Raw genomic sequence first — 14,048 nt, 5'->3', positions numbered from 1 at the left:
CATCACCTCAGGAACTTCTGTTTCCGAACCGACGCTGGGGCTGTCTTTTTGTCGCAACATCGTCATTCTGGTGTCACCTGAGACCGGTTTGGGGCTCACAGACGGGCGACTAAGGGCATTGGCAGCTGACCGGGTGGGGTGATTCTCAAAACCGGGCAACGCCAACGGCACGGACATCGCCCGCGCCACAACCGCGCCATCCTGGCGCTGTAACGGGGTCATGACATGAAAATGAAGCTTCTGGTCGCCGCGTCGACCTTCGCCATCGGCAGCGCTGCGCTGTCGGGTTCGGCATTTGCGCAGTCGACCGGCTCGATCGACTTTGACGAGACCATCATCGTTTCGGGCAAGGTAACGCGTTCGGTTGCTGGCGTTGAAACGCCCGACACCAGCCGCGCCAAGCAGGTGCTGGATCAGGCGATCATCAGCCGTCAGGCTCCGGGCCAGTCGATCAACGACATCATTAACTTGGTTCCGGGCGTAAGCTTCCAGAACAACGACCCGTTCGGTTCGGCCGGTGGTACGCTGACCATCCGCGGTTTCGACAGCAGCCGCATTTCGCAGACCTTCGACGGTCTGCCGCTGAACGACACCGGCAACTATGCCCTCTATTCGAACCAGCAGCTTGACCCCGAACTGATCGAGCAGGTCAACGTCAATCTCGGCTCGACCGACGTCGACAGCCCGACCGCTGCTGCCACCGGTTCGACCGTGAACTATCGTACGCGCAAGCCCGGCGAAGAGTTCGGCGTCCGTATGTTGGGTTCGGCTGGTCGCTTCAACTTCATGCGCGTTTTTGGCATGGTCGATACTGGCGTGCTGACGCCTTCGGGCCTGCGTGCGTTCATCGCCGCCAGCTCTGCCACCAACGACACGATCTTTGGCGGCATCGGTGAAATCAACAAGAAGCAGATCAACGCCCGCATCTATCAGCCGCTGGGCGACAACGGCGACTTCATCTCGCTTGCCGGTCACTACAACAAGAACCGCAACAACTTCTTCGGTTCGGTCCGCCTCGACACTGGCTTCCCCGACACCAAGGAAGAGCGTGACTACACGGTTGCGCGTTGCACGGTTGCCCCAGGTGTTACCGGAGTTGCTGATTCGGCCACCAGCTGCGGTTCTGCCTTTGAATACCGCTACAATCCTTCGGACACGGGCAACATCCGCCTGAACTCCCGCTTCACGCTGGCTGACGGCCTTGTCCTGACGGTTGATCCGAGCATTCAGTACACCAAGGCTAATGGCGGCGGCACATCGGTAGGACGCGAAGGCGTCTATACGCTGGCTGGCACATCTTACACGGGCTACATTGGTTCGACCCCGTACTATGGCGGTGTTGATCTCAACGGTGACGGCGACATTCTGGATCAGGTCCGCGTACACACACCGAGCCAGACCCAGACCTGGCGCATCGGCGTGATTTCGTCGCTGCGTTATGACATCGACGAAAACAACACGGTTCGCGTGTCTTATTCGTACGACCGCGGTCGTCACCGCCAGACCGGCGAAACCGGTTTGCTCGCGCTGAACGGCTTCGGTGCCGAGCCTTTCCCCGTCGACAATGCCCTGATCGGCCAGGACGGCACGCCGCTGCAAAAGCGCGATCGTCTGTCCTATGCGATCCTGCATCAGGTTTCGGGTGAATATCGCGGGACTTTCAACGACCTGACCGTCACTGCCGGTCTGCGTTCGCCGTTCTTCCGCCGCAACCTGACCAACAACTGCTTTGTCACCTCGGTCACCGGCAACGTTTCGTGCTTCGGTACCGATGCAGCCAACACCGCATACTCCAAGAGCACGACGTTCCAGGGTCCGCAGCAGCGCGTCTTCAACTACAACAAGCTGCTGCCGAACCTGGGCTTCACCTATCGTGTTGGCGGCGACGCAAGCGTGTTCGGTAACTATTCGCAAGGACTGCAGGTTCCGGGCACCGACAACCTGTATCAGTCGTTCTTCTATGCGCCCGACCGCGCAGAAGCCAAGCCAGATCCAGAAACCACGCACAACTTCGATCTGGGCTTCCGCGTCCGTTCGGGCCGGGTACAGGCACAAGCTTCGGGCTGGTACACGATCTACAACAACCGTCTGGCTTCGGCGTTCGACATCGACCTTGATGCCACGATCTATCGCAACCTTGGTCGCGTGGACAAGTACGGCATCGACGGCTCGGTTTCGTACATGCCGATTGATGAGCTCAGCCTCTATGTCTTCGGTTCTTACCTGAAATCGAAGATCAAGAACGACGTGATCATCAATGAAACGACGGTTGGCGGTGTAACCACGCCCGTCTTCGCCCAAACCGCTGGCAAGCGTGAAGGCGGTGCTCCGGTCTATACCTTCGGCGCACGCGCTCAGGGTGATCTCGGCCCCGTTTCGCTTGGCATCCAAGCCAAGCGTACTGGTCCGCGTTTTGTGAACGATCAGAACCTGCCGCTCGTCTCGAACGCGGGCGTGGTTCTCTATCCGAACAAGACCCCTGCCTACACGCTGGTCGACATTGACGCCAAGGTCAGCCTTGAGTTCCTGGGCCTGAACGACAAGACGTTCTTCCAGCTGAACGTTTCGAACGTGTTCGACGAAGTTTATGTCGGCGGCTTCAGCGGCACGGCAACGGCGACAAACAGCGCACCATTTGCGCAGATCGGCGCTCCGCGCACGGTCATCGGCACCATCAGCATCGGCTTCTAATCTCAGACCGAACGCTGAACACAAATCAGCGCGGGAGGGGAAACTCTCCCGCGCTTTTTTGTGCGTGTTTTGCTGGCAGAAACCTCAGCGATAAACGCAGGCGTCGAGGCCATCGCGCTTTACCACGCCCACGCGGCGCGCGATGGAATTGCCGTGGCGGCGGGTGAAGCCGCCTGCGCCGTTGACTTCGCGTTCTTTGGGGAGCGGGAGCACGGCGGCGATGCGGGCGGCTTCGACGGCGCTCAGCTTGCGGGCGCTCTTGCCGTAGTAACGCTGGGCGCCTGCTTCCACGCCATAGGTGCCGATGCCGGTTTCGGCGACGTTGAGGTAGACTTCCATGATCCGGCGCTTGCCCCAGATCGTTTCGATCAGGACGGTGTACCAGGCCTCAAGCCCTTTGCGGAAATAACCGCCACCCTGCCACAGGAACACGTTCTTGGCGGTCTGCTGGCTGATCGTGGAGCCACCCCTGATGCGTCCGCCCTTCTGGTTGCGCTTGAAGGCTTGCATCATCGCTTCCTGATCGAAGCCATTGTGCAGGCAGAACTTTCCGTCCTCCCCGGAAATCACCGCATCGACCATATCGCGGTCAATGTCGTCCAGCGGGGTCCAGTCCTTGGTCACCGGGTGCTCGTCCATCAGCATGGTCAGCGTGGTGGGCACTGGCACGACCTTGTAGATCACCACTTGCGCGACCGAGATGAACAGGAATGCGGCGACGAGCCGGGCGAGCAGCCAGCCAAAGCGGCTTGCTGGACGGCGCGCGCGCGATGCGGGCTGGCGGGGGTTCTTGAGTTCTTCGAGCATCAGGCCCCGAAGTTATCCGGCAACCTGTGGCTGTGGCAATCGCTTAAAAAGCTCAGGCGGTTTGCGAATAGCGGTGCAACCGGTCCGCCAGCCGCGCGACCGACGGGACCATGATGCGCCGCCCTTCCTTTACCAGCAGGCCTTCGCGCACAAGCAGGGCGAATTCGCGGGTCACTGTCTCGCGGTTGGTGCCGATACGCGCGGCAAGCTCTGCCTGGGTGGGGATGCGGGTTATGCAGCCCGAACCGTCAGGCGCGGGGTCTCCGGCAAGGCGCAGCAGTTCAGCCTGAAGACGCGGGCCGACGCCCATCGTGGACAGTTCATAAATGCGGTTCGTGAGGTAGCGGACCTGATGCGCAAGATAGCGTGCCAGCCACAGCGACAGCACCGGCTCCTTCTCGATCAGGCTGACAAAGGTGGCACCGGGGATGACCAGCAGAGTGCTGTTTTCCACCGCCACCACATCAGCAGAGCGCGGTTGCCCGTCGATTGCGGCCAGTTCGCCAAACATCTCTCCCTGCTCGATCAGACGCAGCACCGTTTCGCGCCCTTGTGCTGAAACGAGCGAGACACTGACGCTGCCTTCGATCACAAGGTAGACATCGTTTGCCGGCAGGCCGACCGCAAGCAGGACATGGCCCTTGCGCACGCGCAACTGGCGACCATTGCGCGCAAGTACTTCGCGCACATCACCCGGAACTGTCAGATACGATATTGGCACAGTTCAGGTCCGTTTCCGTGTCATTTCCTCGTAGGGACTTATCGAATGTGCCGAGAATCACAAGTGGGTGGTGCGCTGGGCAACGTCGGCACAGAGCCGTGGGCGGTATTGTGCAAGGCCCTGAAATACCGCGCGTAGCCAAACTTCGCGCCTCTGACCGCCGAGGCCATGCACCGTTACCTGATCTGGAAAGCCGGCCCCGGTCCGATCGACATAGAATTCAAGCGCTTGGGCGAAGCTGTCCTGCGTCCGTCTGTATCGATCGTAACGCCGGTAGGGGCCACGTCCGTCCCGCGTGAGGATGCGTGCGATGTTGCCCGCTTCAGCATTGACCATGCCGATGTCCAGCGCCTGCTTTCGCCGCGTGATGAATTGCGCGCGCCGTGCATCATGGTGCAGTGCGACGCCTTCATGGCCATGGCATCGCGCCGCCGCCGCTGGGGATGGTCGATCCGCGTATCGCGCGATGGGCTGCCTTTGCAGGGCTTTCATCTGGATGGCAGGCCGCTGACACTGAGCCGCGATGGCTTTACCCGTGCACGGTTGCAAAACATGTCCGAAAGGACAGGAATGGCCCACGGGCATGACATCATCGGCCTGATTTGACGATGCTTGACGGCCAGTCCCTTCGTCACAGACTGGTTGGTGGCCCAATGTGTCACGAATTTTCATTGCGAATATGGCTGCAACCTGAATACGTGGAAATGCCGGGGGGCACGCCGCAGGATTCGCCGCACCCGGTATGGGGGCGCAAAAGCAAATCGTGCGTGTTGCAGGGGCTGAAATCGCGGGGAACGCAGCGAAAGGCACGGGCGGACCGGTTGCGCTTCCTGAAAGCTTGTCGGGCGATGTCGATTCGATCCGCTTCGTCACGATCCTGTTTGCAGATATTGTCGGTTCCACGCGCCTGCTCCGGGCGCTTGATCCAGAAGATGGGCGCGATCTGCTCGACAGTTCGCTCGCGCTTATCCAGCAGGCTATCCATGAATTTGGCGGGCTGGTGGTGCGCATTCAGGGTGACGGGGTGATGGCGGTGTTCGGCGTCCAGCCCGCAGCCGAGGACCACGCACTGCGGGGCGCGCTGGCAGCGCTGCGCATCGGTGAAAAGATGAAGAGCGGGGCGCTTGGTTTTCTGCCGGCACCGCAAGTGCGCGTGGGACTGCACGCGGGGCCGATCCTGCTGCGGCGGCAGGACAATGATTTCGGATCGATCCTCGACGTGGTTGGCCATTCTGCCCACGTGGCCGGGCAGATCGAGAAAATGGCACCGCCCGGTAGTGTCGCCATTTCCGCCACCGTCGCTTCGCTGATCGCGGAACCCTGCGAATTGCGCCCCGCCGGAAGTGTGGAAAGCGGTGGCAGCGAGAGCCCGGAAGGGCGTGGCGAGGCGGTGTTCGAGCTGCTGTCGGTCGATTTCCTCGGCAGTGACCGGGTGACGGTGAAAGGTAATGCCACATACCCGGTGATCGGCCGCGATGCCGAACTGGAACAGGTGCGCCAGTTGGTGGGCGGGCTTGCCAGCGGGCAGCATGGATCACTGGCCATCATCGGCGAGGCAGGCATGGGCAAGAGCCGCCTGCTGCTTGAAGCATCGCGCCTTGCGGCAGGCTTTGGCACCACCTTTGCGGCAGTGCGCGGCAATGCCCTGCTGGCAGCGGTGCCGTTCGGATGCCTTGGCGGAACGCTGCGCCATTTGATCGATCTTTTGCACCCCTTCACGCCCGATCCGGCTGCGGCTGCGGCTGCCCAGCTTTCAGCCAATGAAACGGCGTGCCTTGAAGGGCTTACGTCAAACGAACCGGGGTGGCTGGCGCATCTTCCTCCGGGCGACCGCAGCCGCATTGCGGCAGGCACAATGGTGCGCATCGTGGAACTGGCCGCCGCGCATATGCGGCTGGTACTGCTGGTGGACGACGCGCACTATCTCGATAGCGAGACGTTGACCGTGCTTGCCACCATTGCCAGAGGCGGGCGGATCGCCATGATTGTGGCAGGCCGCCCGGAAGCTGCACCACGCATCGAAGGCATGTGCACCACGCTGTTGCGACTGGATTCGCTTTCACAGAGCGCTGCGCGCACGCTGGTCTCCCTTATACATCGCCTTGCCCCGATTGATGATAGCGTGATCGACCATGTGATCGAACGGGCAGCAGGCCTTCCGCTGGCGTTGCAAGAATTCGCGGTGATACTGCACAGCGAATCTGGTGCAGCGGCTGTTGCTGCTGACAACACCGACCCGATGAGTGCCGCACCGCTTCCGGCACGGCTTGATTCCTTGCTGGCGGCCCGTCTGGCGACACTGGATGCAGACGCAGGCAAGCTTTGCCAGTTCTGCGCGGCGCTTGGCCCTGCCTTTCCGATGAACCGCTTGCAACGGGGGGCCGCGCTGGTGTGCCGCAACCCGTCAGCAGCAGTCTCACGATTGATCGACGCACGGGTGATCGAGTTTTCCGGGACCGGCCAGGCGCGCTTTACCCACCAATTGGTGCAGGAAGCAGCCTACCGCGCCATGGCACGGCGGAGGCGCACCGCCATGCACGCAAGCGCGCTGGACATGCTCAAGCAAGCCAAGGCTGAAGCAGCCGCGCGCGGCACTGCGGGCGATGAAATGGCCAGCCACGCCGAGCTTGCCAACCATGCCGAAAAGGCGGGCCTCTACACCGAAGCCATGGGGCATCTGTGGGAGGCCTGTGTCGAAGCGCTTTCGCTGGCGGCAATCGATTCCGTGCGCCAGTTGCACGAACGCGCCTGCGCCGTGGCCGCATACCTGCCTGCCACGCAGGCAGCGTTCGAACGCGCCCGATTTGCCTTGCTGGCCGCCGATACCCTGCAACAGCTTTCGCTCGAACAGGTGTTGCGCGATGATATTCAGGCTGTGGCCGAAGGGCGTGTCGATCTGGGGTCAAGCTTGCGCACTGTGGCACGGATCAACATGGCCCTGCTCGACTGGATCGACGGTGCGCCAGTGCGTGGGCGTGCCTGGCTGACGCAGGCTGAAACCGATCTGGACGCGCACGACAGCCTGCCGCGTCGCACTTATGCGGATCTTGTGGCGGCCTACCTTGCCTTTTCGATGGGCGATCCGACAGAGGCAGTTACGCGGATTGAACGGCTTGGCAATCGTCTGGCCGATGGGCTGCGCGGCGAAACGTTCGGTGCCGTGGTCGTCATCCCGCACGTGCTGGCGCGCGCGTTCGGCGCTTGGTATCTGGTCGATCTTGGCCAGACTGCCAAAGCGCGTGTCTGGGTCGCAGAAGCGCTCAACCTCTCGCGCCGGTATGGCCATGCCTATTCGCGCATGTTGGCACAACTGGCGCAAGGCTACCTGCACTATCGTGGCGGCAATTGTGACAGGGCACTGCCTATACTGCGGCGTGCCTATGCCGATTGCCTGCACCACAATTTCGTTGGCTTTGAACCGGCCTGCGCCAGTTGGCTGGCCTTGTGCCTGATCGAACTTGGCCTGCTGGATGAGGCCGCAAGCATTCTTTCGCAGTCAGTCGAACGAGGCAATTTCCGCAAGGTCCGCACGTCGGCGACATACTACCTGCACGAGGCGCGGGCGCGGCTTTCGCTGGCAAAGGGCGAGGCTGTGGAAGCGACGAAGCTTGCCGCATTGGCGCTGGGCCATGCGCGCGATTGCGAAGACGTGGTGCATGAGTTGCACGCGCGCGTTTTGTGCGCTGAGGTGAGCGTGCGGGTTGGAGTCGCTGGGGATGTGGATGAAGCGCTGTATTCGCGCGTGACCGAACTGGGCCTTGTCGTACTGCAACGTCGGATGGAGACTCTTTGGCAATGAGCGCAGAGGCGGATCTGGCAGCCCTTGGTCAGCGCCTGCTCGATCCCGCTGCGCCACCGCTTGAGCGTTTTGCGGCACTGGAAGATGATGCCTCCGACGTCCGCGTCTTCGTGGCTGCGCGCCACGATGTGGTGTCCGGGGTGCTGAGCGAGGAACCTGTGTTCTCGCTGCGGCATTATGATGAGCTGCTGGAGCAGGTCCTGCCCGGAACGCGCTATCTGGTGGGGGAGGACGATGCGGCACGGCGCGTGCGGCTGCGCCAACTCCACGCTGCGCAAGCTTGGCTGGATGCGCGGCGAAATGCGCCCGCATCGGGTGAGCCCCCCAACATGGCCCCCGGCTTTCGCGACTGGATCGGCGCGATAGCGCGCGAGGAAGCAGACGCGATACTTGATGTGTTGCAGCGCCGGGCGAGCACCGGCGAGGCTGTGAACTTCGCGCGCGAATATGCTTTCCTGATCGCATATCGCATGGCGCGGCGGATTATCGGGGTGCCAGCCCCGGAAAAGGTGCCGGGGCTTGTCAAAATGATCGTGATATGGCGCAATGTTATGCGCCCCGGCCCATGGCTGCGCTTCAAGGACGAACTGGGCGATTCCGTTTCCATGCTGGTCATGTTGCAGCCATTGTTTGGCCACGTGTTTGGAACCGTGGTGAACAGCCCGTCGGCGCTGCAAGGGCTGACCCGGCACACCGCAGCGCCTGCACTGGCAGCGATTGAAAAGGCACTGGCCGCGCCAGAATCCGCGCCCGAAGACAGCCTGTTGAGCGCACTGGTGGCCGTCAAACCGCAATTCTCAGACGTTGCCGACTATAATCTTCAGGCGCGCAGCGTACTGTTCGAACTGATCGGCGCGCTGGTGCTGATCGTTGGCAAATCGCTTTCTGAAATCGCCGCGTTCGCCGCCTCGCCCGTAGGAGCCGCAGCAGGGATCACATGGGACAATCTGGTCGCCCGTCTGGCCGACCGTAACATCAGCCTGAAAGACCACGATGCGACCGTGAACGAAATGCTGCGCCTGGCGGTCAGCAGCCGTCTGACCCGCACCGTACGGACCGATTGCCAGTGGCGCGGGGTTGACCTGAAGGCAGGGGACCGCGTGGTCGTGCTGATGGACCCGGCTTCACGCGATCCGGCAGCCTTTGCGCAGCCGGGGCAGTTCAATCCCGATCCGGCGCGCCCGTACATCACCTCAGGTCCGCTGCAAGGGCCGCACGTCTGCTATGGCCGGGGCATTGCCTGGACAATCATGCGTGAGGCGATTGCCGCCACACAGGGGCGGATTGCGCCTGCCCCGAATACGAAAATCGCCATTTTTGCCGGACTTCCCGACGATTTGCCGTTTGTTGCCTGCCGCCGGTAGCGGCACGTCGATACAGCCCAAGGACCCTAAGCGTGAGCCTTTCGCAGGATTTCATCACCATCGCCATCCCCTTCGGCGACAAGTCCGAATGGTGTGATACCGGAGATGTAGCGCGCGAAGTCGCCGAACTGGGCAATCCGGCGGGCAAGGCCATGCGCGAGGCTTTGCTGGCAACCGGTGTGGTTCACTTCGCCAGCATCCATGCAGTTGCCCCCGAAGCGCCGGGCAAGCCAGCGCATCTGGTGATCGAAGCGACCGTCGACGGCAGCACCGACACCGCAATCGAACTGATCGCGCAACACGCCGCCAAGCACTTGCTGCCCGTCCTGCGGTTGACCAGCGGGATCGACAGGGAAACGGCGGTCCTGCCGCTGTTGAAAAAGCACAGCCATGCCATCAGCCAGTCACCCTTGCGCTGGCCAGGGCGGTTGTTGGGCCTGCCGTTCAACGGACTACCGGGACTGGGCGTCACGGCGATAGACCAGAACCGCAAGATCGTGGAACGGGCGCGTGAAATCATCGGCCACGCGCGCGAACGATCATCCATGCAAGGGCCACAAACGCTGCTGAAGGCGGTAGCAGAGGGCCTGAAAACCGAGCTGGCCGCCCTGCCCGACAAGCAACCGCCCGCGCTGGCCTTTTGCGATACCAGCGACGCGCCGTGGCTTGAATTCCAGCGGACGCGGTGGACGATGGGCTGGATCGGGCGCGCGCTGTGGGGCGCCAAGGCGCTGTGGCTGCCGCTGCTGGTCCTACCCTATGTGGTGTCCGTCTGCATCCTGATGCTGGTCGGCGAAAGCGCCGTCTCTGCACTGATTGGGGCAATTGTCCCGATGGTGCTGTTCGCAGCAAAGATTCTGGCGGTGATTGCGCTGCTGCTCCGTCGCGATGAGAAGGCCAATACGCCGATTGATCGCACCCCATCAGCCGCCGCGCTGGGCGCGATGATGGCCAAGGAGAACGCGCCGGGCGTCGTGCAGAACCACATGGTCAGCATCACGCGGCTGCGCCCCGCGCTGATCCGCAAGCTGTCGCTGCCGCTGGCCTTCATTGCCGTGGCGACGATGGCCCGGATCGGGGTGATGCGGCGCGGCTTTCTTGCCACTATCGGCACGATCCATGCTGCGCGCTGGGTAGTGCTGCCCGGTACGCGGCAACTGGTGTTCTTTTCCAACTACGACGGCAGTTGGGAAAGCTATCTTGAGGACTTCATCACCAAGGCCTCCGAAGGCGTCACCGCCGCATGGAGCAGTTCCGAAGGCTTTCCATCAACACGCCTGCTGTTCTTCGATGGTGCCGCCGATGGCGACCGGATGAAGCGCTTTGCACGCGGATCGATGCAGCCCACGCCCTTCTGGTTCACCGCCTACCCCGATCTTTCGACCACGGCCATGCGCAAGCACGCGCTGATCGTCAGCGGCCTGCTCCATTGTGAGCGGTTGGAGAATTGCCCTTCGGAAGCCGAAGCGTGGCTCGACCTGTTCGGATCCATCCCGCGTCCGACCTATGGCCTGCAATATGAGGAAATCCAGACGCTGATGTTTGGCGGATTGCGCCGTCATCCGCACAGCATGGTGATCGGCCTGAATTTCGGACCTCCGCGCCCCAGCGAGGGCAACCATCCGCACGCCCACGTTCAAACGTGGCTCGCCGGGCTGATCGCGCGCGATGGCTTGGCCTTTGGCGATAAGCCGCCCGAAAGCCTTGTGTGCAACATCGCCTTCTCTGCCTCTGGCCTGCGCCTGTTGGGCCTTGACGAAGAACTGGCGTTGGAAGGCGATGGCACCGACCAAGGCTTCCCTGCCGCTTTTGCCCTTGGCATGACGCATGTGAGCCGCAAGCGCGCGCTGGCCGATCCCGCTGCGCTCGACTGGGCCGACGACGAAACCCACGCCACCCTGCTACTCTATGCCCGCGACGAGGGCGTGGCGGCAGGCTTTGCACAGATCATTGCCGAGGCCGAAAGCCACGGCCTGTCCGTCACAACCCAGATCCGCACCGGCATCAATTCGTTCGATGTCGCCAAGTTCCGCGAGGCGTGGGACGCAGACGACAACAGCCTCTCCGCCCCGGCAGCGACGCGCGCCTTCACGCACGCGCGGGCCGATACGAGCGACGAGCTATCGGCCGAGCCATTCGGTTTCGTTGATGGCGTTTCGCAACCGTTGGTCGCCGGTTTCCCAGGACGGCACGGCGCTCCCGATCCGGTCCACGGTGTTCAGCCGGGAGAGTTCATCCTCGGTTATACCGATAACCGTGGCTACTTCCCGCCTTCTCCGCTGGTGGAGCGCAAGAGCCTTGCCCCCGGCCTGAAGCGTCGCCTCCTGCCCGCCCCGCCGCAGGGCCAGCCGCTCGAATTCCCGGACTTCTCACAAGGCGATGTGCCCGCCCGCGATTTCGGCCGCAACGGCAGCTATCTGGTGATCCGCCAGCTGGAGCAGGACGTCGAAGGCTTCCGCCAGCAACTGGACAAAGCCACGCAGCACGTCTGCCGCCAGAACGACGTGATCAACCCGCATGACGGCAATCCGCATCGCACCAGCGAGTGGATCGCCGCCAAGATGCTGGGCCGTTGGCGCGATGGCTCAGCCTTGGTCGACCACCCCTTCACGCCATCGTTCCGCAGTGGCGCGGATGCGGTGCGGCGCAACGGGTTCCTCTACAAAGACTCAGACGCCCAAGGGCTGCGTTGCCCCTTCGGCTCGCATATCCGGCGCAGCTTTCCGCGTGACAGTTTGGCCCAAACCGATCCGGTAGAGCTGTCAGTCACCAACCGCCACCGACTGCTGCGGCGCGGACGCCCCTATCTCGACGATGATGGCCAGACCGCAAAGGGCACGCTGTTCATGTGCTTCAACGCCGATCTGGAACGGCAGTTCGAATTTGTTCAGCAGACCTGGGTCGCATCGCCCACCTTCCACGGGCTGGAGCAGGAGCCGGACCCGTTCGGTATGCACCGTGGCGATACGGCCGCCGCGCTCAAGGCGCGCTTCACCATCCACGGTCGCAATGCGCCGCTGGAACTGGCCAATCTGCAAAGCCATATAACCCTGCGCGGCGGCGGGTATTTCTTCATGCCGGGCCGCCATGCGCTGTGGTTCCTTGCCGGCAGTGCACTGGAGGACACTCCCGACGGACCGGGCCTTGCGAAGTCCTGAAAATCAGGCCTGCATCAGTGCCCTTGCACAACTTGCCGTAAGCGCGGCCAGCGTGTCCTCAGGCGGAATGCCGGTATCGAGCGCTGCAATCTCTTCGACTGTACGAGTTCCGTCGGCTGCCATCAACAATGCCCGCAGTTCGGGCTGCTCAACCTTCAGCACCCCATGGTCCAACGTGCATAGCGTGGCCTCGCCCAGCGCCAACATCCCGCGCACCAGTGCGCCCGAACAAGGCCGATCTCCCGGTTTGGCTGGGAACACTGCCGGGCCGGGATGGAGATTGACGTACCATTCGGTGTAGAGTTGCAGGATAACCCGCAGCAACGCTGGGTCTTCCGTCAGGCTGCTGAGCGGAACGCGGTGCGGATAGATGGCGGCAACCTTCGCAAGACCATCGGCCAGCGCATCGTCTGTAATGACGATAACATCCTCGCCATGCTTGAACGTGCCGTCATCCTGCCGCCTGACCCGCGTGGAAATCCACGCATCGGCAATCCGCGTGGCGTCAATCGTGCGATCTGGCACCTGCTTCACAAACAGGCTTTGCCGGAAATAGCGCAGCGACGCATAGTCATCGCGTGATGCGGCAAGCAGGACGGCACCTTCGGCGTCTTCTGGAACTTCGCCACCTTCGGGCAGAAAGCCATCAAGCTGGCGGTTGCGCCCTGCATCGGTCAGGAAGATCAGACCGTTCGCATGGGCCACATCTGCAACATCCAGCAGACGCTGCGGATGGAAGCACGGCCCAAGCTCATCGTGGAACAGCACTGCATCGGGGCGCAACAACATGTTCTCGGCCTGTTGGCGCAAGGTCTTGGCCAGCGGCTCGTCATCGTCACGCGCGCGGGCATAGTCCTCGAGGAAATCGCGCACGGCGGCGATGCGCTGTTCCGGTTCATCGATCTCGCCAATGGCATCCAGCAACATCTCGCGCATGATCATGCGCACATGCCCGCCGGGCATGGCATTGTAGCTGATAAACGCCACGCCCCGGTCTGACAGCACGTGGGCAGCAAGCCGCATCGTCGCTTCGCGCACGTGGTCGGGCACCCAAGCATAGACGCCATGTGCGATCACATAATCAAAAGAACCTGCCGCATAGCGATGATGCGCTTCACAGATGTCCTCAACCGCCAGCGTGACATTTGCGAGGCCCGCAGCACCGGCTATCTCCTGCCCGCGCGCAATGGCGTTTTCAGACAAGTCAAAGCCATGCGCATCGCAGCCCGGCCACATGGCCGCCATTGCGATCAGATTGACGCAATTGCCCCCGCCGATCTCAAGAATGCGCGATTGCTCTGGCGGCACAGGATCAAGCCCGGCCAGCCGCGCCAGCACCGCCAAACGCTCTGGATTGGTCTGCGTAAAAATCGTCGTGGGATAAGCGACGCGATCATAGGGGGTGGTCAAGCGCACATCCTGTTCTGGCACGAAATGATTCCCAATGGGCTGCGTCCACCTTGCGCGGTACGCCGATGAGTGTTCAAGTGCGAACTTGATGCCAAAGC

8 protein-coding genes are annotated in these 14,048 nt (G+C 62.3%); 5 read left to right on the top strand and 3 right to left on the bottom strand.

All coding sequences use genetic code 11. The features are described 5' to 3' along the window. Nucleotides 1–225 precede the first annotated feature (225 nt). Entirely contained in the window at nt 226–2,691 is a 2,466-nt protein-coding gene (locus B7X90_RS03675; protein WP_292621764.1) for a TonB-dependent receptor, read from the top strand. A gap of 84 nt (nt 2,692–2,775) precedes the next feature. Here B7X90_RS03675 and mtgA read toward each other — a convergent pair whose 3' ends face one another. Beyond that, a complete protein-coding gene (mtgA, locus tag B7X90_RS03670; protein ID WP_292621762.1) occupies nt 2,776–3,498 on the bottom strand; it encodes a monofunctional biosynthetic peptidoglycan transglycosylase in 723 nt (240 codons plus the stop codon). 52 nt (nt 3,499–3,550) lie between these two features. Continuing rightward, entirely contained in the window at nt 3,551–4,219 is a 669-nt protein-coding gene (locus B7X90_RS03665; protein ID WP_292621760.1) for a Crp/Fnr family transcriptional regulator, read from the bottom strand. Nucleotides 4,220–4,387: 168 nt separating this feature from the next. On the opposite strand from B7X90_RS03665, the gene B7X90_RS03660 reads away from it, so the two are divergent. The 4 genes from B7X90_RS03660 to B7X90_RS03645 all read left to right on the top strand — a co-directional run bounded on the left by B7X90_RS03660 (nt 4,388) and on the right by B7X90_RS03645 (nt 12,540). After that, nucleotides 4,388–4,825: a hypothetical protein gene (locus B7X90_RS03660; RefSeq protein WP_292621758.1), complete on the top strand. Its 438-nt coding sequence runs from the start codon at nt 4,388–4,390 to the stop codon at nt 4,823–4,825. 157 nt (nt 4,826–4,982) lie between these two features. Continuing rightward, nucleotides 4,983–8,018, top strand: a complete 3,036-nt coding sequence (locus tag B7X90_RS03655; protein ID WP_292621756.1) for an adenylate/guanylate cyclase domain-containing protein — start codon at nt 4,983–4,985, stop codon at nt 8,016–8,018. Further along, nucleotides 8,015–9,382, top strand: a complete 1,368-nt coding sequence (locus B7X90_RS03650) for a cytochrome P450 (RefSeq protein ID WP_292621755.1) — start codon at nt 8,015–8,017, stop codon at nt 9,380–9,382. Before B7X90_RS03655 ends, B7X90_RS03650 begins: the two co-directional genes overlap by 4 nt. 32 nt (nt 9,383–9,414) lie before the next feature. Then, nucleotides 9,415–12,540, top strand: coding sequence for a Dyp-type peroxidase (locus B7X90_RS03645; RefSeq protein WP_292621754.1), 3,126 nt, complete (start codon nt 9,415–9,417; stop codon nt 12,538–12,540). A 3-nt stretch (nt 12,541–12,543) separates the two neighbouring features. Here B7X90_RS03645 and B7X90_RS03640 read toward each other — a convergent pair whose 3' ends face one another. Beyond that, nucleotides 12,544–13,971 (bottom strand): class I SAM-dependent methyltransferase, encoded by a 1,428-nt coding sequence (locus B7X90_RS03640; protein ID WP_292621752.1) that lies wholly within the window; start codon nt 13,969–13,971, stop codon nt 12,544–12,546. Nucleotides 13,972–14,048: the final 77 nt, after the last annotated feature.

The organism is Novosphingobium sp. 17-62-19, from assembly GCF_002256775.1.
In the GTDB taxonomy this organism is placed as follows: domain Bacteria; phylum Pseudomonadota; class Alphaproteobacteria; order Sphingomonadales; family Sphingomonadaceae; genus Novosphingobium.
The sequence above is the reverse complement of the archived record's forward strand: the minus strand, read 5'-3'. Positions and strand labels throughout refer to the sequence as shown.